Origin of the sequence: Lysinibacillus contaminans, assembly GCF_001278945.1 — a bacterium.
GTDB classification, from domain to species: domain Bacteria; phylum Bacillota; class Bacilli; order Bacillales_A; family Planococcaceae; genus Lysinibacillus; species Lysinibacillus contaminans.
Genome location: NZ_LGRV01000007.1, coordinates 226827 through 248467, shown reverse-complemented (window position 1 = coordinate 248467; position 21641 = coordinate 226827). Strand labels below are relative to the sequence as shown.

Sequence of the window (21641 nt, the reverse complement as noted above, 5' to 3'; positions counted from 1 at the left end):
CGAAACCTCACGACAAAATTGTTATACGAAATTTCAAAAGCGACCTCGATGGCGTGATGCGCTATTAGTCTTGACGTAATATAAACTAAAAAGAAAAGCTTTCTCTTCCCCGGAGACGTGTCCGTGGGAACAGAAAGCTTTTCTTTTTTTATGGCCAACGGAAAGGATGAGAATCATGGGGCATTCGGCTTGGGTAATTCAAATGCCGCATAGCGCTCATCACTATTCGCGAGACCAAGTGTCCTAGCTTACTAAAATGTAAGCTCTGCTTCAAGTGTACTTTTTTTCAGAGACAGTTTCAACCACATATCGAAAGCGATTGCAAAATGTCACAGATTGTTCAATCATTGGGACTTATTTATACAGATAAGTCTTGACGCAACTGTTCTGCACTGCGCTTCCACATATCTGGATTATGACCTTCTAGGAAGTTCGTCAGTATCTTTTTAGACGGTTCATCCATATGTTCAACAATTATATGGCGCTTCATCGATTTATCCATTTTATTGACGTGATCAGCTAATATCTTATAGCCACGGCGCTTCTCACGATTGACAACCATTTCACACGCAGTAACCCCTGCATAGTATGGGCCATCTTCTTTATGGTCAATGGTAACCCATACTAACCAGTACGCTTTACCACCCTCTGAATCCTCACGGTTTGTTGTAAATTTAATACCTCGTTCAATATCACTACGTGCATGCATCGCACCAATTTCAATCGACGCCTTGCCCTCTTCTATATCGATAATGACTGGTGAAACGTTTTCGAGTGAAAGAGAACCGACACCAAATCCTTTATGGCCGTCTGTTGGGTCATTCTTTATTATTGTAAAGCCTATTTTTTGTTTTGGTTTTTCTTCTTTTGTCATACTCTAATTCCCTCCATTCTGCTATTATTTAAATATACACCAAAATACCATTAAGGGGGCTATATAATGCCATATGTAACAGTGAAAATGATTGAAGGTCGCACAGAAGAACAAAAACGTGCACTTGTCAAAGAAGTAACGGAAGCCGTTTCTCGAACAGTCAACGCACCAGTAGAAAACGTTACTGTTTTTATCGAAGAAATGTCTAAAAACCATTACGGTGTTGCCGGCGTTCGCTTTAGTGATAAATAATCTATTATTGTAGGTAGAGCGATTTAGCTCTACCTTTTTTTAATGTTCATGTCGATAAAATTCAAAAGTAAGGCGATAAATCACTAATCCATGTCGATAAACACACTAAGGAGGTGCTGCAAGGTGAATAAATTCAAAAATACGTTACTAATTTGTGTGCTTATCCTCGGTCTTATACTCATCTTCATTAATCCCATTCAAAACTTCATCATTGCACATTTGAGTGATCGATTAAATACAACTGAGTACACTTCAGAAGATTTACAAATCAATTTAGAGAAGGAAGCAGATTTTGATTTTGAAGCGGTTCAATCTTTGTCCATTACAGAAGTATTAAAAGCCCAAGCATCAATCGATAAACTTCCTGTGATCGGTAGCATCGTCATCCCTGAAGTACAATTGCAATTACCAATTCTAAAAGGGGTTGGCCAAACTGCACTCGCTGTCGGAGCTGGCACGATGAAGCCTACTCAACAATTAGGTAAAGGTAACTACGCATTAGCCAGCCATTATTTCGAGGGCAAAGATATCTTGTTTGGACCTCTCTATCGGACTAAGATAGGTGATGCGATTTACTTAACAGATTTAACAAATATCTATGAATACAAACTGTCCGTGAAAAAAGTAATCGAAGCAACAGATGTCTATGTCATTGAAGATACAGAAAACACTATTTTAACACTAATTACATGCACAGAAGACGGCGAACAGCGACTCATGGTGCAAGCTGACTTCGTTAAACAGTATCCAATGAATGAAGCACCTGAAGAGCTTTCTTAAGCATTTTCAGCAGATTAGGAATACATATGAGGTTAGAGTCATTCTAAAGTTCAACTAGTAAGGATAATTGATTTTTATTAATGCTTTTAGTTGTTTGGTATCGGTGATTCTTGATGAAACAGCAAAAAACGCTCCTTGAGAATTTCTTCTCTTGGAGCGTTTTTTAGCTTGTTATTTTGTTTCAGCGTTACGACGGCGTAGGAAGAATACGCTTCCCGCTACTAGTAATAATCCAATAGCAATCATACCTGTTTGGTCTGCTCCATTTGTTTGTGGTAGCTTACCTTTTGCAAGCTGTGCTTCCATTTGCTTTGCAGCTGCTTTTATCTTATCAATATCAACCGATTTGCCCACTGCCAACTGATCTTCTTTTGAAAGTTGAGAGTATTTGTTTAGGAAGTCTTTGTACTTATCTAGAGTACTTTGACTCGGCGTTGTTGTTGCATTGTAAGGTGGTAATTTTTTGCCTTGGTCAATAATTTCTTGTACAGATGTACCACCGTTCGAATTTCCAGGAGTACCTGTAGTTGTATTCCCTGGATTCGTTGGATTTTCTGAACCTGGGTTACCCGGTGTTGGATTCACTGGGTTTTCTGGATCTGGGTTACCTGGGTTTGGATTCACCGGCTTCTCTGGATCTGGGTTACCTGGGTTTGGATTCACCGGCTTCTCTGGATCTGGGTTACCTGGGTTTGGATTCACCGGCTTCTCTGGATCTGGGTTACCTGGGTTTGGATTCACCGGCTTCTCTGGATCTGGGTTACCTGGGTTTGGATTCACCGGCTTCTCTGGATCTGGGTTACCTGGGTTTGGATTCACCGGCTTCTCTGGATCTGGGTTACCTGGGTTTGGATTCACCGGCTTCTCTGGATCTGGGTTACCTGGGTTTGGATTCACCGGCTTCTCTGGATCTGGGTTACCTGGGTTTGGATTCACCGGCTTCTCTGGATCTGGGTTACCTGGGTTTGGATTCACCGGCTTCTCTGGATCTGGGTTACCTGGGTTTGGATTCACCGGCTTCTCTGGATCTGGGTTACCTGGGTTTGGATTCACCGGCTTCTCTGGATCTGGGTTACCTGGGTTTGGATTCACCGGCTTCTCTGGATCTGGGTTACCTGGGTTTGGATTCACCGGCTTCTCTGGATCTGGGTTACCTGGGTTTGGATTCACCGGTTTCTCTGGATCTGGATTACCCGGTGTTGGGTTTTCTGGATTCACTGGTTTTTCTGGATCCGGATTACCTGGTGTTGGGTTTTCTGGATTCACTGGTTTTTCTGGATCCGGATTACCTGGTGTTGGATTCTCTGGATTTACTGGTGGTTCTGTTGGAGGTGGTGTCCAACCACCGCCTCCACCGCCAGTTGGTGGTTTCACAGTTGCTGAACATGTGTCAGTAACCGTAATATAATTGATGTATACGTTACCTTCATATACGTAGTAAACACCTGGCTCTACAGTATAAGGTACTGTTGCTACACCTTTTCCATCTGTCTTTGTAGTTGCCACTGGATTGCCTTTTCCATCCTTAATTGTTACATCTACATTAGGACGAGGATTACCATTCACATCTTGAACTGTTAATGTGAAAATTGGACAAGAATATTCTGGAACTTGAATTTCCGCTCCACAAATACCATCAATATAGCTAACTGTTATATCACCAAGCTTAACGCCTGCTTCGTTAAATACTGTGTAGCTTTGACCTTCTAATAATTTTGCCTTATCCTCAAAGACAATTTTACCTTTTGCATCAGTTTTTCCTGTTTCGATTACTCGACCTGTTTGGTCTTTAATTGTCACTTTTACATTTTCCCCAACAGGAGCTAATTTTTTATCATTCACTGTTAATGTGAATGCTGGACAAGCAGCTTTAGTAACTGTACCTTTACAATCTTTTGTGTACGTTACTTTTACATTATTAATTACCTCACCGATTGAACCATCTGGATTTACCTCATTAACCGTTACATTTCCTGGTAATTGAGTCGTTGGTAATTTAATTTTACCATCTGAATCTGTCGTATAAGTTGTTTCAGTACCCGCTTCATCTTTCACAATAACATCCGTATTTACTTTAGGCGTTACCCCATCTGGATTGATAACTGTAATTTCAAAAGCTGTACATACTTTAGGATATTGTACTTTGCCCTGACATTCTCCATCTTTATAGCTCACTTTTACAGTGCCTAGAATTTTTGATGGATCCTTTGTGTCTTTAACCGTATATTGACCAGGAACGGTTTCAGACGGCAATGTTACTTGACCTTCATCATTTGCTGTTAGATCAAGGGTCTTAGTAGTAATTACATCTGTAGAAGCATCTTTAACATCTACCTCTACACTAACTTTAGCATCTTTTTTCACGTTGCCATCTTCATCTCTTACAGTAATAGTGAAGACTGAACATGCATTTGACGGAGGTGGTTGAACTTCTACCTGGCAAAGACCTGCTCTGAAATCTACATCAATTTCTTTTAATAGCACATCTTCTTTATCATGTACATAGTACTTACCTGGAGTCGTCGTGCTTGGTAACGTTACTTGACCATTAGTAGAACCCGTCGTTAGAGTTGCTATAATAACTTTGTTACTATCTTTAATCGTTACTTCTTTATTTGTATCAAGTACACCATTTACGTCTTTTACTGTAATGGTGAAGACTGGACAAGCAGCTGCTAGGCTTACTTCATCCTGACACTCGCCTGCGTTAAAGCTAACTTTAATCGTACCTAACTTTTCCTTACCTTTATAAACATCATAAGTTCCTGCAGTAATTGACCCTGAAGGTAATTTGCCTAGACCGCTCTCATCAATCGCCACAGTTGCCTTTATATTACCTGTAGAATCTTTAAAATCCACAGTAATATTCTTTCTTACATCACCAGTTTGATCTTTCACTGAAAATGTAAAGTTTGGACATGAAGCACCGGTGTTTACCTCATTTTTAATCTTTACAACTCCTAGCCCCGATTCTGGTGTAAAAGTTATATCCATTGGATTAGGAGAAATAGTTTTATATCCCTCTGGAGCCTTTGTTTCTTTAACTTTGTAAGTCTTAATCACATATGAACCTTTTGTAATAGCTACACCATTTGCATCTGTGACTAGCTTTTCTAATTCAACAGCACCTGAAGCATTATAAAGTGTGAATTCAGCTCCTGCTAGTGGCTTATCATTATTACCTACTTTAATAATTTTCAACTTACCCTTACCATTCGTAGCACCACCACCAGCCGCAAGCCATTGAATGTTAAATTTTTCACCATCAGCTTTCTGTCCACTTGTTGATGATTGACCAGCAAATGTTACCTTATTAGAAAGCTCTGAGTTGTGTTCACCCATAATAAATGAGTTGTATACTAAAATATATGGTTTTTCTATTGCTTTGTTAAATGTTAATGTGAACGTTTTACCATTTGGGTCTATATTTAAGTAATACTCTGCATTTAGATCTGTAGTAGACAGCGTTACCTTTCCACTGCTTGGTGGTGTAACACTATTAACATCCCCAACATCTCCATTATCTACTTCATACAGACTAAATGACTCTTCAACTAATTTTGAATCTCCAGAAATCGTATCTGTAATAGTAGGCTTTATAGGATTTTTAGGATCAGTAAGATCTACTGGAATATACGATTGACTTGGGTTAATCGTTACTTTCCATTTCGCTAAATCCTCTTCTGCACCAGTGCCTTGTTGAGCAGCCTTTAGAACATACTTATCACCATGTGGAGGTTTAACCTCTAGAGATTCATTTACAGAAATCTCATCTTCACCATCTTTTAAAGTGGCTTTATTTTTATACTCTTTTAGAACCTGCTCACCTTTAAGACTTGTTTTATACGTTATACGGTACGCATCAGAAGTGTTGCCCAGTGTATATTTGAATCCATTTTCTTTAGGCACTAATCCAGTACAATCGTTCCCTTCACAAACCGTCGTGCTATCCTTAATAGGATTTTGTCCGTCGGGATTTGTACCTGTACCAAGAGTTAGTTTCTCTACTTTAAATGAATCTTCTTGAAATATTTGTCCTGGTGTGAACGCGTCTTCTATAACTCCATTTGTTAGCGAATTTAAATTGTAGTTTGTAATAATTGTCCATGTGATTTCTTTTTCTTTTACATTATATGTCCCCGATTTAACACCATTATCTTTAGTATAATCACCTGGTTTAACTGGCTGTACTTGATCTTTTACTCCAATACCTGTAAAACCATTAGTAGGGTCCTTTACACCAATTCTTGCTGTATTTTTGTATGGCCCTGTATTTTTAGTAGGGTCAAATGTTGTAACATACGTAATTTCTTTTTTATCAGATAAAGAACCCCAACTAATTTCAAATCCTTTTGTCGTTTTAGGTTCAGTATCAGATAAATTATTGTTAGCATCAAGTAATTGAATATCACCATCATCTGCTCCAACAATACTTGATTTTTGCAGAGTTAGATTTTGATTTTCAAAATCATCTTGTATCACGACATCCTTCATTATTGCCTTGTCTTCGTTCACGATTAATTTCCATGTGATTTCCTTTGCTTGATAATCAATATTCACCATAGATTTTGTTAATACTACTTGTTTTACATCTGCTGTATTAGATTTACTGTTCCCATACGAATTTTTTACAGTATTTGAAACTACACCGTTCTCCATAGCTCGACCATCAAGCTTTGTTTTATAGATGACTTTATATGCTGCCGTGCCAGCAGGTAAATTAATCGTGAATTGACCTGTTCCCGGAGAATCTTTTGTCACATAGACTTCAGGATCCGAAAGGTTTATTTCACTTACAAATTCACCATCTTGGTTTACTATACCTTTTTCAATTCTATCTATTTTTTCATAGGTATGGTCACTTCCTGGGGTATCTATCAATACACCATCCATATTTTTTTGAGTGTAGTTATATTGAACTTCCCATGTTATCGTACCATCTGCTGAGTTATACTTACCTTTTTCTTTCTTTAAAGATTCATTGAAATTCAAACCATTCACAATTTCTTCGTCTGATTCTTTTTTTACTCCAGCATCAAGCAATTGCGCTGAATTTTCAAAACTCTGTTGCCCTTCAAAATCTCCTACAACCTTTGTTGTATACGTCACTTGATAGGCATTATTAGTTGCACCTAAATCAATTTTTAGTACTTCTCCTGTTGTAGGATCACCCGAAACAGTTGGATTTGAAATAGCAGGTGGAATTGGAGAAAGAGTGACATCGTCTCCCACTGTAATGTTACCCGCTGGACTCACTTTTAGTTTATTAACTTTAATGGTAGCTTGATCAAATTTTAATCCTTTAGGTAATGTGTCTACAAATTGAGCATCACTTAATGAAGCCTCTTTTTTATTAAACTTAACTGTCCACGAGATTTCTTCAGGATTTCTAAGACGATCTGCTGAACCAAGCTTATCCATACCATCTTTAACAGGGCTTTCGAATTTCAAGGGAATTTCTTTAATAGCTATTCCGTTAAATTTAAATGGAATTGTTACATCCGTAGAATTACCTAGCTCATTTTCATCAAAGCCACGAGCAACAAAGAAGTTACCCTCTAATCCATTTGGATCCACTATAAATTTAAATGTCACCTGACCTTCAGGTGTGATATTAAAGATTCCTACATTACCACTAATACCTGTTAAAGAACCATCCTGAGCTAGAGCATCTTTAAATTGCTCAGGTAGCTGGAATGTAAACGTATCACCAGATGTTGTAGTAGATACTTTCCAATTAAACTCAATATAGGCGATATCACTAACTTTAGGTTTCGTCTTACTTAGTTCTTCTGCCTCTGGAGGAATCACACCATTTACAGCACTTTTATTCCATAACTTAACATCAGTAATGATGTTCTCCAAAATTTGATTGTCCAATGGCACTACATTTAATGGTTTAACCTCGTTCTTTGGTACAATCACATCAGCTGAATCATCACTTGTTACAACTACATCAGCTCCTCCAAGACCAGCTCCAGCATCTGGAGTTGGCGGTGCTACAGGAGGTATAACCTCATCAGCAAACACTGAAATCGGCGATAGCACTGTTTGGAACACTAGTAGCATCGTTAGAATAGCGATATTTAGTTTTTTCTTCATTTTTCTCTCCTGACTAAGGCCAGAACTAACAAATTTGTCGACGATGCTAATCTCTTAAGTAAAGGTAAATGATTATACAAACTATCATATGTTAGTCTTTGCTCCCTATATTTTTATCGTCTCTTCGAATACACGTTTTTCTAAAAGGAACTACTTAGAAGCAAGTTATCTTGATGTATGTAAAGCCATGAGGTGCATAGCTGCATGTATTCGTATTTAATTTTATTGTGCCGAAGATAAATTGCCCCATCCCCTTTCAGTTTTTCTCTCCATTACATAGATTAGCATTAAACATCTTCTGAACAACCGTTCTAAAGCACTCACCATTATGGATTTTACTATTAAAATAAGTATATCGATCTTAAAATGCTAAAAAAGTAATTTATAGTTTTATCGACGGTTTATACACATTTAACAGTGTTATCTGAAATTATCTTCAAAATAATTACTATATATAGAAAAATTATTCATTTAAAATATATAAATGGTAATAACCGAACTTATTTTTTTGTGAACACTCGCACCGAATACCCTTTTGTCTAACTCGCATATGTGCTATCAATTTTGTCTCTAGAACCATTCAGGTGAAATATAAACCCTTAATTCTCATAAAATAAAAACAGTGTTATGCACACATGGTGCATAACACTGTCAATTCCCTTGTAATATCATACATATTTTCTTTTTCACATCATGATGCGTGCTTGTATCCTCTAGGAAATCCATAGGGAAATAGATTTTGTGATCGCGCTTCATTTTTCCTGAAATAGAATCGACTATAATGGATTCCGTCGATAATTCACGCAGCTCTCCGTTTTTCATTTCTAGGAAAATCGGAACGCGCACGTTTTCCTCACCTGGTCGATAAAAATCATACGGTAAGTCCGCTGTCGTATCATGCACTAAATAGTATTCCGGATTCAAACCTGCTTGTCTGAATAACGCTTGAAGCTTTTGGTACTTGTCCAGTTCAGCACATGGATCTAAGTCTATATATTGGAAAAGTTTACGATTCACAAAACGACGACTTAAATCACTAAGAATTTCATCGTCTTCCTTCATCCAAAATTGAAAATATGTAAAGAGTATACTTTCATCCAATGATAGATAATCCTCTAGCGTTATATCATTTTTAAAAAATGCTTTAAAATGGGTCGGCTCATGCTTAAACTTATAGCCTTCCATACTCAGTTGTTTTGCACGTTTTAATATGTTATTCAACACGACTTCCGCACTGCGTGATACCGGATGGAAGTAAACTTGTAAATACATTTGATAGCGGCTCATTATATAATCTTCTACTGCATGCATCCCAGTCGATTTAATGACCACTTGATTTTCCCGAGGACGCATAACCCGTAGTATACGTTCCATATCGAAATGTCCGTAACTTACTCCTGTAAAATAAGCATCTCGTTGTAAATAGTCCATGCGATCAGCATCAATTTGGCTCGAAATTAGGCTGACGACCAGCTTGTTCGGGTATGTTTTTTCTATCACTTGGGATACTTTCTCTGGAAAATCTGGTGCCACTTTTCTCAGGACTGCATTTACCTCTGTATCGCCAAGAAGTATTTGTCTCGTATAGTATTCATGATCGAGTTCAAACACATTTTCAAATGCATGTGAAAATGGACCATGCCCTAAATCATGTAAAAGTGCTGCACAAAGCACTAGTAGTCTTTCGCTTTCATCCCATTCTGGACGACCTACAAAAATATCATCGACAATGCGGCGTATTATTTCATAGACGCCCAGTGAGTGATTAAAACGGCTATGCTCAGCACCATGAAACACCAAAAAGGTCGTGCCTAGCTGACGAATCCTACGTAAACGTTGAAATTCTCGTGTACCCACTAAATCCCAAATCGCCTGGTCTCTCACATGAACATAGCGATGCACAGGATCTTTAAACACTTTTTCCTCTTGCAATTTTGCTTCTGCATAATGTGTCATTTGCATTGCACCCCATTTCATTTTCTGTATTTCTTCTATTATATGAAATAAATGGCCACTTTACACGGATTTCTATGGATAATCATAAGTTAAAGTAGCTATAGGTGCAAAATTTCGTCCATAAAAAAACTACCTTCATCTAAGTGAAGATAGCATTTTATCATTTGCTTTTTAATTTTGTTAATACTTTTTCCATAAGCTCATCCTCAGTTAGTGCTGCGACAGGTCTACTATTTACAAAGGTAAATGTTTTTTTACGACCTGGGCCACAATATGAGTGACAGCCAATTTCGATGGTTGCATCAGGATCGATTCCCTTTAATTTTGGAATTAACGTTTTTAAGTTAACGGCCTGACATTCATCGCAAACTTTAAATTCGTTTGCCATTTAGTCAACAACCCTTTCTATATAGTATTTTTTACATACAAAAATGATTAAATGTGCGTACTACATTCACATAGTTAAGTATGTAGAACACGTACAAACCTACAACCGGTATTGTATCCTACTTTTCACCTTGCATTCAAGCATAATTCATTCTACATAGATGAATAAAAGGTTAAAAGATTGGTCATGATAGAAATACATAAAGAAAGTTCTATTATGGTAGGAGGATAAAAGATGAGTAAAGTAAGACAAGATGCTTGGTTAGAAGAAAACGATGAATTATTAGCAGATGCGGTGATTCGTCACGTAACAGAAGGTAGTACACAGTTAAATGCATTTGAAGAAGCTGGTGATGCACTGAATCGTACCGCAGCTGCATGTGGTTTTCGTTGGAATGCCGTTGTACGTAAGGTTTTTGAAGAGCAATTAGCTGAGGCGAAAAAAGAAAGAAAAGAAAGAATGCGAGTTTTAGGAGCACCAGCAAGACGTCGTTCTTCTAATATGTTTACAGTAAGTGCAGATACAGAGGGCAAATCGATTCCTCTTTCTGCGTTATCACTTGATATTGTAATAGCCTATTTACTACGTTTACAGCATTCTGGTGAGTTAAATAATGAGTCTACAAAATGGCGTCAACTCGTGCATGTTACATCTGAGAAAAATAAAAAACTAGAGAAAACAATCACACAGTTAGAAGAAGAAAATAGAGCGATTCGAAAAGACTATGAGCAGTTTGTTCAAATTATGAACCGCGCTAGACGTCTAGTGACACTAGATGAAGAGGAAGAGCGAGTTGCACCTGTATTTAAAATGGAGAAAAACGGTAATCTCGTTGCAAGCAGTCCTGCTTTTCAACCAGAAAATGGCGATGCGCTTAGTTAGCGGCATCGCCTCTTTTTATCTTCATTCAGAGGAAAACTCCCACCTCTATAGCTATTGAGATGAATGTAGGTTTAGCATCTTTTGTGGGAGTCCAAACACCGGCTGAATAGTGGAACTCTGGCTAAGAACGCCGCATCCTGCGGCAACGCCTGAGTGACCAACATCCTGTTGGCCCAATGCCTCCGGCAGATGTCACAGTTGTTTTTTGCGCGAAAGCGTAGCGACAGCAGCAGATTTTGAAATTAGTAGGATGTTAGCCTAATTACGTCGCATCCATGCGACAACGGCTAACTGACCTGCATCACGCAGGCCTAAGCACAATTCAAAATCTGGACGCAATGTTTTTCTGTGCGAAAGCGAAGCGTCAGCAACAATTCCTCCAAGGCGGAATTGATAATTTACAGTGCTAACATTTTTTCATTTCTCTCTAAAATCCGTTGTAAATAAAATGCATATAATGCTAGTTCTTCATCATGTAGTGGCTCCGCTCTGACTTCATCTGTAAAACCGTGTAACACTTGCTGCAAGCGAACCATGACTGCCTCCACAGTAAGCATTGGGTCAATCAATTCACTTAGAGATGCCATTACCTCTGGCACAATTTGTGGATACGCAAATTTCGTTTCCTCATTTTGCAAGCTTTCCTCGTAAAAATCTCGGATAAGTTCTGCACGTTTGGCACCGCTACCTTCAATACATAAATAGATTTGAACAGCAACACCTTGCCGTAAACGACGTTGTGAAATACCTGCAAACTTTTTACCATCAACACTTAAATCATATGAACCTGGACAATAAGAGCCGACAATCTCATACGCTTCAATTTTCTCTGCTACTTCAGGGAAAAGCGCCTTTACAAAAGCGACCATCACGTCATAGCCAGCATTAATGCTAAGTGATTCTGTTTGCTCTGATAACACAATCGAAATATTGAGCACACCTGCATCAAGTACAACAGCTAGACCACCAGAATTTCGGACGATTGGATGATAACCTTTCGTTTGCAGTAATTTCATCCCCTGTTGTACATATGGCAGACGATGATCTTGTATACCGAGCACAACTGAGGCATCGTGAACCCACGTACGTACTGTTGGTGGAGACTCAAGTTGCCCAACTAATTGGCATAATGTATCATCCATCGCAAATGACTCTAGTGGAGAGCTATTTTTCGCGCTAATCGATTGGTCATAAAAACGCCAGATCGGTTGTTGTAAACTATTTTTCATATAGTCGTACTCCTTATTCACTTCTCTCACTTTTAGCATACCGCATCTACTACAGGTGTCAAATTCGTGAAATCGCTAGCATGACCTTATTGTTTTAACACAAACTATGATAAACTTACTTGTGAATGATTATCAATTAGAAGGAGTGTATTGAATTATGAATGAAGCAGCAATTACGTTAGATGGTTGGTACGCTTTACATGAATTCCGCTCAATGGATTGGGCTTCTTGGAAACTAGTTTCTTCTGAAGAACGTCAAGCAGCGGTTGAAGAATTTATCACTTATTTAGACAAATTAAATGAGGCAGATGTGGCTAAGACTGGCGCACACGCATTTTATGCAATTGTAGGTCAAAAAGCCGACTTTATGATTATGACTTTACGTGAAACAATGGACGAGCTACAAGAACTAGAAGCTGAGTTCAACAAATTAGCCATTGCTGATTTTACAATTCCTACATATTCTTATGTATCAGTTGTTGAGCTTTCAAACTATTTAGCTGGTGATTCAGACGAAGATCCATATCAAAATGCACATGTACGCGCACGTCTATATCCAGAACTTCCACGTTCTAAATACGTGTGCTTCTACCCAATGGATAAACGTCGTCAAGGCAATGACAACTGGTATATGCTACCGATGGAAGAACGTAAAGGATTAATGCGTTCACATGGTATGATTGGTCGTGGCTACGCAGGTAAAGTGAAACAAATTATTACAGGTTCTGTTGGCTTTGACGATCACGAGTGGGGCGTAACACTATTTGCGGATGATGTATTACAATTCAAAAAGCTAGTATACGAAATGCGTTTCGACGAAGTATCTGCTCGCTACGGTGAGTTTGGTTCATTCTTCGTAGGTAACCTACTTGATAATGAAAAATTAGTGAAATTCCTAACTGTATAATGTAACAAAAGCGCGAATCCAAAGTAATGGACTCGCGCTTTTCTTTGTAGATTCAGGCTCCCTCTTCCTCATCAATGTCTGCTTTTAATATAAGAATGATTATATGAATAAAAACCCCAGTCAACACCATTAGCAAAAATAAATACCAATTGTGCGGTTGATCGTAGTAATCCGCTATTCCAAGGGCTATAAATGCACTTGTGAAAATCGCTATAAATATACCAAAAGTATTCATTGAAACACCCCTTCAAGTACGTACGTCAGTTGTTGTCAGTAATAGTATGGGACAATAGAATTTCTATATACTTGTTAGAAGTGAGTATTTTCATTTTTTGTAATAAAATTTTAACAAAAAAGAGGTAAACATCATCTATAAACCTAATGATGTTTACCTAATCCTCATTATTCATGAATTTTCGTCCTTTACTTTTAAAATTAAAATAATTGTATGAATGAAGAAACCGACGATGACAATTAATATAAAGAGATACCAATGGAGTGGCTGACCATACAAGTCTCCTACAATAAATGCCACAATTGCACTTAATAAAATGGCAATCCACATACCAATTTTCATTATTCTCACCTCACATGCTATTGAATAAACATGCAAAAAAACCTTTTAAAACCCATTCGATTTTCTTTAGCTATATTCCCTCCTATCCCTAGAAAAATCTTAAATGTAATTAAACAACTTCGTTCTCACTAAAAAGCCCATTATTTTTATAATATGCTCGCACCATCCAAAAAGTGATTATACTTTCTCTCTTAAAATAAACATGTCTAAGGTATTGTCCTGCATATACTGACTGCGAGGGGGTATGAAAATCGCTGTTATTAAAACGAATGACGCACAAACAGCTTTACTTGCTCGGTTAATGCGTGCTGAAGCAGAAGGTGAAGGCGAACTAGGTATGCTTATGGTCGGCAATGTTGGTGTCAATCGTGTACGAGCAGATTGTCTAGATTTTACAGACATTCGAACAATTGAGGATATGGTTTATCAGAGTCCCGGCGGTTTTGAGGCAGTGACACAAAGTTATTTTTATCAGCGTGCACGTGAGCAAGATATTAGATTAGCCAAAAGAGTGATAAATGGTGAGAGATTCCACCCTGCTACTCGGTCACTTTGGTTTTTCAGACCAGAGGGAGACTGCCCTGCGCAATGGTACGGTCAGTGGAATTCAGGTCGTTACAAATCACACTGCTTTTTCTCGCCAACTGAAGAAGATTGCCCTCAAATATAACTGAAAGAAGGTTGTTATTATGATGCCTTACTATTGGACACCGACAACACAGCAGCAAATGACACCACCCCAAGGACCGATTCCAAGCGGACGGCCACCCGTACGAGAGGAATCGTATATTGAAAATATTTTACGTCTGAATCGAGGAAAACCGGGTACTTTCCACTTTTCTTTCGAACATGCAATCGAACCAGGTAAAAACACAAAGGTAGTACGTGGTGTTGTCGAGGCTGCTGGCCGAGATCATGTTATTTTGCGTGAAGCTAAATCCAATCACCGCTTCTTATTCCCGATGATTTATTTTGATTTCGCTGAGTACGATGAAGAAATGAATTATTTCAATCAAGGTTCGTAACATAAAAAATCAGCGAGAGTTTAACTTCTCGCTGACTTTTTTAATTATTTTCTTTTAGATATTCTAATGTCGCTTTTCCTAATGTTTTTGCAGCAATAAGCATGGCACGCTCATCAAAATCAAAACGTGCATGATGATGTGGATAAGCAGTTTCCCACTCTGGCTTTTTAGCTCCTGTGAAGAAAAATGTACCAGGTACTTTTTCTAAATAATAGGCAAAGTCTTCGCCAATCATAAATGGAGGGCACGTAATAACCTTTTCTACACCTGGCACATCTACTGCAAGTTCTGCTACAAAATCTGTTTCCCTCTTATGGTTATACACAGGTGGATAACCTCTTGTGTATTGATATTCATAGGTAGCACCAAAAGCAAGGCAAGTAGCTTTTAGTACTGCCTCAAGTTCCCTCTCCATTTGTATACGGACTTGCTCCTCAAATGTTCGGACAGTTCCCGTTAATACAACACGTTCCGCGATAACATTGAATGGATTAATGGCCTCAAAATGTCCAATTGTTAGTACCGCTGATTTCAATGGATCAATACGGCGTGATACGAGTTGTTGGACATTCATCACAAATTGAGAAGCTAGGACAACTGCATCAATAGAATGATGTGGCTCTGCGCCATGGCCCCCTTTTCCTTGTAACACAATATCGACTTTATCAGCAGCAGCCATTATTGCGCCATCACGTACTAAAATTTCACCAAGTGGCGTTGGTGCCCATAAATGTGTACCAAAAATAACATCCACGCCATCTAAACATCCATCCTCAATCATTGGCTTCGCTCCACCTGGCGCAATTTCCTCCGCATGTTGATGAATGAAGACCACAGTACCCGCAAGTTCATCTTTCATCGCATTAAGTACCTTTGCAAGTCCAAGTAACGTTGCCGTATGCCCATCATGTCCACACGCATGCATTTTCCCCGCTACTTTTGATTTGTATGGCACTTCATTTTCTTCCTGAATGGCAAGCGCGTCAAAATCTGCACGCAACGCAACCGTTTTTCCAGGCTTTGCTCCTCGTAATATTGCAACAACTCCACGTCCACCAACCTGTTCACGTACTTCATGTCCCAGTGCTCGGTGAAAAGCTGCCACATAGGCAGGTGTTTCAACTTCTTCAAATGAGATTTCAGGATATTCATGTAAGTGACGGCGGATTGCTACCATCTCTTCATAGTTTCCATCGAGTAACGCAAATAATTTTTCCATATGTACAAGCCTTCTTTCTTATTTCTAACTCTTTTGATAATTATAGCGCACCTTAAAAATTCTTACAAAAACAATACGGATTGAACTTTGGTGAATGAGAATAAAAAAACCTTCTCCGCATAACAGTACGAAAAAGGTAATCTATTATTATCTTGCATGTTTCATAGCTGCTAGTATAATACATACCCAGCCCGTTAAAAATAAGACACCACCAATTGGCGTAATGGCACCAAGCACTTTAATACCGCTAAGTGCTAACACATATAAACTTCCCGAGAAAAATACAATCCCAAGGTTAAAGACAATACCTGCCACGTTTAATTGCTTAACTTCTCCTAGTATCTTACTACTCATTAATAGACCAATCACAAGTAAGCCTGTTGCATGGAACATTTGATATTGCACCGCTTTGTTCCAAATATCTTGACCATAAGCATCTAATATACCATCTAAAGCATGTGCACCAAATGCACCGAGTGCCACTGCTAAAAACCCATGAAGTGCACCAGTTACGATAAATCTTTTCATCTTATTTATACCTACCTTATATATAGTTAGAAGTCAAAAAGCGAATCGCCGTTTGCTCCGTCTTCCTCATCCATTTTCGCTGTGTATAGTACTTGTTGCGTTGGACCTTGCGTCAACATTTGCGGGATATGCTTAGGTTGTGTTTTTGAAGTTTCTATTGATTGTGTTAGCACAACGTCACACAATGCCCGAACAGCTGTTAATGATTCTCTCATCTGTTGTTCACTTGCTGCTTTCTTCGCTTCATCTAATTGTTTTTCAAGTTGCTGTAGTACTGCTTGATAGGAAATCATCGTTTGCCCTCGCTTTCTGCTTTCGACACAAATTTCATGCAATCCATACCAGAGGATTGCTTCACTACAACGGATGGAAGCTGTTTCGTTTTGAAGCCATAAGCTGCGCAGCCACGTGGATTTTGAGGATCCCACGTTACTTTAAAATTTTTGCACTTAAAGCAATCAATTCGCATAGTTGCTCCCTCTCTTTCATGTTTCACTGTACCATGATTACTAGGCACTTAAAAGTAAACGATTTGTGGCAATCTACTATTAATTGCTCCTCTATGAAGATAAACACCAGTCAATTGGTTGTTCACCCCAAGCCTCTAATTGCGCATTGATCTTTGAATACGGTTTACTTCCGAAAAAACCACGATATGCACTTAGCGGACTCGGATGTGGCGCTTCAAAAATGACATGTTGCTCAGAATATTTTAAAATAAGCTGCTTTTTTTGTTGTGCAGGTTTGCCCCATAAAACAAATATTATTGGTCGTTTTCTTGCCGCAAGCTTTTCAATTACAGCATCCGTAAACTGCTCCCAACCTTGCCCTTTATGAGAATTCGCTTGGCCCGCTCGTACTGTCAATACTGTATTTAACAGCATAACCCCTTGCTCCGCCCATTTTGTTAACGTACCATCCTTGGGAATTGAACAGCCTACATCATCTTGTAATTCCTTCAGCATATTGCGTAAGCTTGGCGGATGTGGGATTCCTGGCTTCACTGAAAAACTTAAGCCATGTGCCTGATCTGGTCCATGATATGGATCTTGTCCTAAAATAACGACCTTCACATCACGATAAGCTGTCGTTGAAAAGGCATTTAACACGTCGTCCATGGGGGGGTAAATCGTTTGAGTGGAAAATTCATGCGCTACAAATTGGCGTAATGCCAGATAATATGGTTTTTCTAATTCATCAGCAAGTATCAATTGCCAATCATTCGGGAAAAATTGTTGCATCACTACATTAAGCCCCTTTCTCTCCTTACAAAGGTACAAAAATTCTTCACTGAATTCAAGGCTTATTGTAAACTGACCTTATAAAAATGTTCATTTCTGACTATTTTTATAGAATCAGAATCAGACTATACTAGATGAAATTCTATCATCCTAAAGGAGATTTTTCACATGGCTCTTAAAAAGACATTAACAATCGCTGGTTCAGATACATCTGGCGGCGCAGGCATGCAAGCCGACCTTAAAACATTCCAAGAGCATGGTACATACGGAATGGTTGCACTCACTGTAGTCGTAACGATGGATCCAAACGGCTGGTCACATAATGTAACACCATTACCAACAGAGCTTTTACAAAAACAAATTGATACGGCACTTTCAACAGGCATTGATGCAGTGAAAACTGGCATGCTTTCAACAGAAGAAATTATCCGCATTGCTGGTGATGCTATTGCTAAATCTGGCACAACAAACGTTGTAATCGACCCTGTAATGATCTGTAAAGGTGATGACGAAGTGCTAAACCCAGGCAACACTGACGCTATGGTGAAATACTTATTACCACTTGCAGCAGTGACAACACCTAACCTGTTCGAGGCAGGTCAATTAGCGGGCACAGGTACACCAAAAACAATTGACGACATGAAAGTTGCAGCTCGTAAAATCCATGAGCTTGGGGCGAAGGCAGTTGTTATTAAAGGCGGAAAAGCTCTTGCCACAGAAAAAGCAACTGACCTATTCTTTGACGGTGAAACATTCTACTTATTAGAATCTGACAAAGTTGCTTCTACTTATAACCACGGTGCAGGCTGTACATTTGCCGCTTCTGTTACAGCAAACCTTGCAAACGGCCTTACTGTCAAAGAAGCTGTAATTGAAGCAAAAGAATTTGTATCAGCTGCCATTGCAAACGGCTGGGCATTAAATGACTATGTTGGCCCTGTAATGCACGGCGCAAAATCACGCTTCGGTGCACCAGAAGTAACAGTAACTGAAATCTAATTGTAATTTCGAGAATATGAGTTGAGGTATCCTATAATGATGTAGATTGCTCAACTTCAGGGGCTAGTCGCTCAACATCAAGAGTAGGTCGCTCAACTTCAGGGGTAAGTCGCTCAACATCAAGGGTAAGTCGCTCAACATCAAGGGTAACCCGCTCAACATCAAGGGTAAACCGCTCAACATCAAGGGTAGGCCGCTCAACATCAAGGGTAAGTCGCTCAACATCAAGGCTAAGTCGCTCAACATCAAGGCTAAGTCGCTCAACATCAAGGGTAACCCGCTCAACATCAAGGGTAAACCGCTCAACATCAAGGGTAGGCCGCTCAACATCAAGGGTAAGTCGCTCAACATCAAGGCTAAGTCGCTCAACATCAAGGCTAAGTCGCTCAACATCAAGGGTAACCCGCTCAACATCAAGGGTAAACCGCTCAACATCAAGGGTAGGCCGCTCAACATCAAGGGTAAGTCGCTCAACATCAAGGCTAAGTCGCTCAACATCAAGGCTAAGTCGCTCAACATCAAGGGTAACCCGCTCAACATCAAGGGTAAACCGCTCAACATCAAGGGTAGGCCGCTCAACATCAAGGGTAAGTCGCTCAACATCAAGGCTAAGTCGCTCAACATCAAGGCTAAGTCGCTCAACATCAAGGGTAAGCCGCTCAACATCAAGGGTAAGTCGCTCAACATCAAGGGTAAGTCGCGCAACATCTAGGGTATCCCGCTCAACATCAAGGGTAAACCGCTCAACGTCAAGGGTAGGCCGCTCAACATCAAGGGTAAGTCGCTCAACATCAAGGGTAAGTCGCGCAACATCTAGGGTATCCCGCTCAACATCAAGGGTAAACCGCTCAACGTCAAGGGTAGGCCGCTCAACATCAAGGGTAAGTCGCTCAACATCAAGGGTAAGTCGCGCAACATCTAGGGTATCCCGCTCAACATCAAGGGTAAACCGCTCAACGTCAAGGGTAGGCCGCTCAACATCAAGGGTAAGTCGCTCAACATCAATTGTAAGTCGCTCCACATCAAGGGTAACCCGCTCAACATCAAGGGTAGGCCGCTCAACATCAGAAAATATTCAAAAGGAATTTACTTACTTATTAAGCTTCATAAAAAAAGGCGTCTGGCAATCAAAATACATGATTGCTAGACGCCTTTTTAAAAATAATTTTCCATATGTTCGAGTCGATAGTCCCATGGGTCGTTCATGGAAATGAAAGTTGCCAGTGCTTTACTTTCCTTTTTACGGTCAGTTCGTATCCTTGCGCGCTCTGGTGCCGTTTCGTGTAATTTTGTTTCTTCCACGGTCTCTGGAATGACTTGAGGGACTGGAGAAGGTCGATTATTTTCATCCAACGCAACAAAAGTTAATAGTGCGGTTGCTGAAACCTTTCGTTCGCCTGTTTTCAAATTTTCTGAAATAACCTTCACGAACACTTCCATCGATGATGTGCCTGTCCATGTGACATAAGACTCGAAATACACAGAGTCTGTCGGACGAATTGGATTCAAAAAATCGACAGAATCGGTTGAAGCTGTGACGCAGTCTCTACGACTATGTTTTGCAGCCGAAATCGAGGCAACTTGGTCGATATCGCTCATCAAACGACCCCCGAAAAGCGTATTATGATTGTTAACATCGTTTGGAAAAACACGACTTGTACGCATTACTCTCGATTCCCTACAGTACTTAAACTTTTTCTCCATCGCATTTCCCCCTCAAAATAGCATAATCTTCATTTCTATTATAATGCTATATTTTTCTAGAAAAATCAATTTTATTCATCGAATATTACAAATATACATAAATCCTAAAAGAAAATGGACAAGATACCTCACCGCTTCCCCCTCCATATACTAATCATAAATGGGAGGGATTTTTATGAAAAAAAATCATTCAACGGAAACACATGAGGATTCTACGCTAGAATCTACTGCATTAACGGCTGCCAAAGTTGAAGTTTTAGCTTCCGTATTGTTAACATTCGGTTATTCACTGTCTACTCTTGCTACGATATTGTCTTTAGAGGAAGAAGAAGAAGCTGTACAGTTAGAAAACGAGCGTTCACAAGACCAAAACAAACAGTACAAACAAATGTATAAACAATTACAACATGTTAACAATCGTTTAGATTCCATTGAACGAAAACTTAATCGTAATTAAAAAAGATACATACAACAAAAAAAGAGCGTGCCTCCTAAGGGATTATGGCACATCCTTTTCTGTGGTGAAAATGAAACTTCAACAAGCAAAAGCCACGATTCTCTCGTCATAAAAGAGAGAATCGTGGCTTTTTTACTATATTAAAAGTACTTTTTCACTTCTTCATACTCTTCTGCTGTAAACACTTTAGATTTCGTGATAAAGTGCATTTCCTCCACACTATCTAAAGAAAAGCTTGCACCTCTACCCGCCAGCGCATCAATAATCAATTGTGTATGTTTGAAATACTCATATTGTGCTCTGTGAATGTAAAATGGAACGTCACCTATTGTACCAAGATAGATATCGTTGTCGCCAAGCTTAAAATCTCCATCTACATAGCACATCGGTACAGAGCCATCACAGCATCCACCTGATTGATAAAACATGATAGCTCCATGTCTGCTCTTAATAAGCCCTACCAATTCCAAAGCCTCTTTTGTTGCAATCACACGTTCTACCATGTTCTTACCCATCCTTTC

23 protein-coding genes are annotated in these 21641 nt (G+C 39.2%); 8 read left to right on the top strand and 15 right to left on the bottom strand.

Translation table 11 applies throughout. The features are described 5' to 3' along the window. Window positions 1-358: 358 nt before the first annotated feature. Window positions 359-874 carry a YwhD family protein gene (locus AEA09_RS17425; protein ID WP_053585223.1) on the bottom strand — a complete coding sequence of 172 codons (516 nt, stop codon included), beginning with the start codon at window positions 872-874 and terminating at the stop codon, window positions 359-361. Between the two features lie 66 nt (window positions 875-940). Between AEA09_RS17425 and AEA09_RS17420 the strand changes: the two genes are divergently transcribed. Together AEA09_RS17420 and AEA09_RS17415 are read left to right on the top strand one after the other, a co-directional pair. Beyond that, window positions 941-1126, top strand: a complete 186-nt coding sequence (locus AEA09_RS17420; protein ID WP_024362848.1) for a 2-hydroxymuconate tautomerase — start codon at window positions 941-943, stop codon at window positions 1124-1126. 123 nt (window positions 1127-1249) lie between these two features. Continuing rightward, entirely contained in the window at window positions 1250-1906 is a 657-nt protein-coding gene (locus AEA09_RS17415; protein WP_082332717.1) for a class A sortase, read from the top strand. 171 nt (window positions 1907-2077) lie between these two features. Here AEA09_RS17415 and AEA09_RS17410 read toward each other — a convergent pair whose 3' ends face one another. The 3 genes from AEA09_RS17410 to AEA09_RS17400 form a co-directional block, all read right to left on the bottom strand. After that, entirely contained in the window at window positions 2078-8008 is a 5931-nt protein-coding gene (locus AEA09_RS17410) for a collagen binding domain-containing protein (protein WP_053585221.1), read from the bottom strand. Window positions 8009-8659: 651 nt separating this feature from the next. Then, window positions 8660-9970: an HD domain-containing protein gene (locus AEA09_RS17405; RefSeq protein WP_053585460.1), complete on the bottom strand. Its 1311-nt coding sequence runs from the start codon at window positions 9968-9970 to the stop codon at window positions 8660-8662. Window positions 9971-10124: 154 nt separating this feature from the next. Next, entirely contained in the window at window positions 10125-10352 is a 228-nt protein-coding gene (locus AEA09_RS17400) for a YuzB family protein (RefSeq protein WP_053585220.1), read from the bottom strand. Window positions 10353-10586: 234 nt separating this feature from the next. Between AEA09_RS17400 and AEA09_RS17395 the strand changes: the two genes are divergently transcribed. Next, window positions 10587-11234: a transcriptional regulator gene (locus tag AEA09_RS17395; RefSeq protein ID WP_053585219.1), complete on the top strand. Its 648-nt coding sequence runs from the start codon at window positions 10587-10589 to the stop codon at window positions 11232-11234. Between the two features lie 398 nt (window positions 11235-11632). On the opposite strand, the gene lipL is transcribed toward AEA09_RS17395, so the two are convergent. Continuing rightward, window positions 11633-12463, bottom strand: a complete 831-nt coding sequence (gene lipL / locus AEA09_RS17390; RefSeq protein ID WP_053585218.1) for an octanoyl-[GcvH]:protein N-octanoyltransferase — start codon at window positions 12461-12463, stop codon at window positions 11633-11635. 157 nt (window positions 12464-12620) lie between these two features. On the opposite strand from lipL, the gene hemQ reads away from it, so the two are divergent. After that, window positions 12621-13370 (top strand): hydrogen peroxide-dependent heme synthase, encoded by a 750-nt coding sequence (gene hemQ / locus AEA09_RS17385; RefSeq protein ID WP_053585217.1) that lies wholly within the window; start codon window positions 12621-12623, stop codon window positions 13368-13370. Between the two features lie 52 nt (window positions 13371-13422). On the opposite strand, the gene AEA09_RS17380 is transcribed toward hemQ, so the two are convergent. Together AEA09_RS17380 and AEA09_RS20140 are read right to left on the bottom strand one after the other, a co-directional pair. Further along, window positions 13423-13605, bottom strand: coding sequence for a hypothetical protein (locus AEA09_RS17380; RefSeq protein ID WP_053585216.1), 183 nt, complete (start codon window positions 13603-13605; stop codon window positions 13423-13425). A 171-nt stretch (window positions 13606-13776) separates the two neighbouring features. Next, complete coding sequence (locus AEA09_RS20140; RefSeq protein ID WP_169778093.1) at window positions 13777-13947, bottom strand: hypothetical protein; 171 nt, start codon at window positions 13945-13947, stop codon at window positions 13777-13779. 244 nt (window positions 13948-14191) lie between these two features. Between AEA09_RS20140 and AEA09_RS17375 the strand changes: the two genes are divergently transcribed. Next, the gene (locus AEA09_RS17375) at window positions 14192-14617 is read left to right on the top strand and encodes a cell wall hydrolase (protein WP_053585215.1); all 426 of its coding nucleotides are present in this window, start codon (window positions 14192-14194) and stop codon (window positions 14615-14617) included. A 19-nt stretch (window positions 14618-14636) separates the two neighbouring features. Next, complete coding sequence (gene gerQ / locus AEA09_RS17370) at window positions 14637-14972, top strand: spore coat protein GerQ (RefSeq protein WP_053585214.1); 336 nt, start codon at window positions 14637-14639, stop codon at window positions 14970-14972. 40 nt (window positions 14973-15012) lie between these two features. Here the strand turns inward: gerQ and AEA09_RS17365 are convergent, their stop codons facing one another. The 5 genes from AEA09_RS17365 to AEA09_RS17345 form a co-directional block, all read right to left on the bottom strand. Beyond that, window positions 15013-16191, bottom strand: a complete 1179-nt coding sequence (locus tag AEA09_RS17365) for a M20 family metallopeptidase (protein ID WP_053585213.1) — start codon at window positions 16189-16191, stop codon at window positions 15013-15015. Between the two features lie 147 nt (window positions 16192-16338). Beyond that, window positions 16339-16719 carry a DUF423 domain-containing protein gene (locus AEA09_RS17360; protein ID WP_053585212.1) on the bottom strand — a complete coding sequence of 127 codons (381 nt, stop codon included), beginning with the start codon at window positions 16717-16719 and terminating at the stop codon, window positions 16339-16341. Between the two features lie 26 nt (window positions 16720-16745). Then, the gene (locus AEA09_RS17355; RefSeq protein WP_053585211.1) at window positions 16746-17012 is read right to left on the bottom strand and encodes a YwdI family protein; all 267 of its coding nucleotides are present in this window, start codon (window positions 17010-17012) and stop codon (window positions 16746-16748) included. Beyond that, window positions 17009-17188 carry a hypothetical protein gene (locus tag AEA09_RS17350; protein WP_053585210.1) on the bottom strand — a complete coding sequence of 60 codons (180 nt, stop codon included), beginning with the start codon at window positions 17186-17188 and terminating at the stop codon, window positions 17009-17011. Before AEA09_RS17350 ends, AEA09_RS17355 begins: the two co-directional genes overlap by 4 nt. A 91-nt stretch (window positions 17189-17279) precedes the next feature. Then, complete coding sequence (locus tag AEA09_RS17345; protein ID WP_053585459.1) at window positions 17280-17960, bottom strand: uracil-DNA glycosylase; 681 nt, start codon at window positions 17958-17960, stop codon at window positions 17280-17282. 168 nt (window positions 17961-18128) lie between these two features. Between AEA09_RS17345 and thiD the strand changes: the two genes are divergently transcribed. Then, complete coding sequence (thiD, locus tag AEA09_RS17340) at window positions 18129-18959, top strand: bifunctional hydroxymethylpyrimidine kinase/phosphomethylpyrimidine kinase (RefSeq protein WP_053585209.1); 831 nt, start codon at window positions 18129-18131, stop codon at window positions 18957-18959. A 31-nt stretch (window positions 18960-18990) separates the two neighbouring features. Here the strand turns inward: thiD and AEA09_RS20170 are convergent, their stop codons facing one another. Together AEA09_RS20170 and AEA09_RS17330 are read right to left on the bottom strand one after the other, a co-directional pair. Further along, window positions 18991-19980, bottom strand: coding sequence for a translocation/assembly module TamB domain-containing protein (locus AEA09_RS20170; protein WP_053585208.1), 990 nt, complete (start codon window positions 19978-19980; stop codon window positions 18991-18993). A 134-nt stretch (window positions 19981-20114) separates the two neighbouring features. Then, window positions 20115-20663 carry an acyl-CoA thioesterase gene (locus tag AEA09_RS17330; RefSeq protein ID WP_053585207.1) on the bottom strand — a complete coding sequence of 183 codons (549 nt, stop codon included), beginning with the start codon at window positions 20661-20663 and terminating at the stop codon, window positions 20115-20117. A gap of 175 nt (window positions 20664-20838) precedes the next feature. On the opposite strand from AEA09_RS17330, the gene AEA09_RS17325 reads away from it, so the two are divergent. After that, window positions 20839-21120: a hypothetical protein gene (locus AEA09_RS17325; protein WP_053585206.1), complete on the top strand. Its 282-nt coding sequence runs from the start codon at window positions 20839-20841 to the stop codon at window positions 21118-21120. A 140-nt stretch (window positions 21121-21260) separates the two neighbouring features. On the opposite strand, the gene AEA09_RS17320 is transcribed toward AEA09_RS17325, so the two are convergent. Beyond that, complete coding sequence (locus AEA09_RS17320) at window positions 21261-21623, bottom strand: DUF779 domain-containing protein (RefSeq protein WP_053585205.1); 363 nt, start codon at window positions 21621-21623, stop codon at window positions 21261-21263. Window positions 21624-21641 lie beyond the last annotated feature (18 nt).

Excerpts from the sequence above, each read along its gene's own strand:
- AEA09_RS17425 (WP_053585223.1), bottom strand. The coding sequence starts at position 874 with ATGACAAAAGAAGAAAAACCAAAACAAAAAATAGGCTTTACAATAATA.
- AEA09_RS17420 (WP_024362848.1), top strand. The coding sequence starts at position 941 with ATGCCATATGTAACAGTGAAAATGATTGAAGGTCGCACAGAAGAACAA.
- AEA09_RS17410 (WP_053585221.1), bottom strand. The coding sequence starts at position 8,008 with ATGAAGAAAAAACTAAATATCGCTATTCTAACGATGCTACTAGTGTTC.
- AEA09_RS17405 (WP_053585460.1), bottom strand. The coding sequence starts at position 9,970 with ATGCAAATGACACATTATGCAGAAGCAAAATTGCAAGAGGAAAAAGTG.
- AEA09_RS17400 (WP_053585220.1), bottom strand. The coding sequence starts at position 10,352 with ATGGCAAACGAATTTAAAGTTTGCGATGAATGTCAGGCCGTTAACTTA.
- AEA09_RS17395 (WP_053585219.1), top strand. The coding sequence starts at position 10,587 with ATGAGTAAAGTAAGACAAGATGCTTGGTTAGAAGAAAACGATGAATTA.
- lipL (WP_053585218.1), bottom strand. The coding sequence starts at position 12,463 with ATGAAAAATAGTTTACAACAACCGATCTGGCGTTTTTATGACCAATCG.
- hemQ (WP_053585217.1), top strand. The coding sequence starts at position 12,621 with ATGAATGAAGCAGCAATTACGTTAGATGGTTGGTACGCTTTACATGAA.
- AEA09_RS17380 (WP_053585216.1), bottom strand. The coding sequence starts at position 13,605 with ATGAATACTTTTGGTATATTTATAGCGATTTTCACAAGTGCATTTATA.
- AEA09_RS20140 (WP_169778093.1), bottom strand. The coding sequence starts at position 13,947 with ATGAAAATTGGTATGTGGATTGCCATTTTATTAAGTGCAATTGTGGCA.
- AEA09_RS17375 (WP_053585215.1), top strand. The coding sequence starts at position 14,192 with ATGAAAATCGCTGTTATTAAAACGAATGACGCACAAACAGCTTTACTT.
- gerQ (WP_053585214.1), top strand. The coding sequence starts at position 14,637 with ATGATGCCTTACTATTGGACACCGACAACACAGCAGCAAATGACACCA.
- AEA09_RS17365 (WP_053585213.1), bottom strand. The coding sequence starts at position 16,191 with ATGGAAAAATTATTTGCGTTACTCGATGGAAACTATGAAGAGATGGTA.
- AEA09_RS17360 (WP_053585212.1), bottom strand. The coding sequence starts at position 16,719 with ATGAAAAGATTTATCGTAACTGGTGCACTTCATGGGTTTTTAGCAGTG.
- AEA09_RS17355 (WP_053585211.1), bottom strand. The coding sequence starts at position 17,012 with ATGATTTCCTATCAAGCAGTACTACAGCAACTTGAAAAACAATTAGAT.
- AEA09_RS17350 (WP_053585210.1), bottom strand. The coding sequence starts at position 17,188 with ATGCGAATTGATTGCTTTAAGTGCAAAAATTTTAAAGTAACGTGGGAT.
- AEA09_RS17345 (WP_053585459.1), bottom strand. The coding sequence starts at position 17,960 with ATGCAACAATTTTTCCCGAATGATTGGCAATTGATACTTGCTGATGAA.
- thiD (WP_053585209.1), top strand. The coding sequence starts at position 18,129 with ATGGCTCTTAAAAAGACATTAACAATCGCTGGTTCAGATACATCTGGC.
- AEA09_RS17330 (WP_053585207.1), bottom strand. The coding sequence starts at position 20,663 with ATGGAGAAAAAGTTTAAGTACTGTAGGGAATCGAGAGTAATGCGTACA.
- AEA09_RS17325 (WP_053585206.1), top strand. The coding sequence starts at position 20,839 with ATGAAAAAAAATCATTCAACGGAAACACATGAGGATTCTACGCTAGAA.
- AEA09_RS17320 (WP_053585205.1), bottom strand. The coding sequence starts at position 21,623 with ATGGTAGAACGTGTGATTGCAACAAAAGAGGCTTTGGAATTGGTAGGG.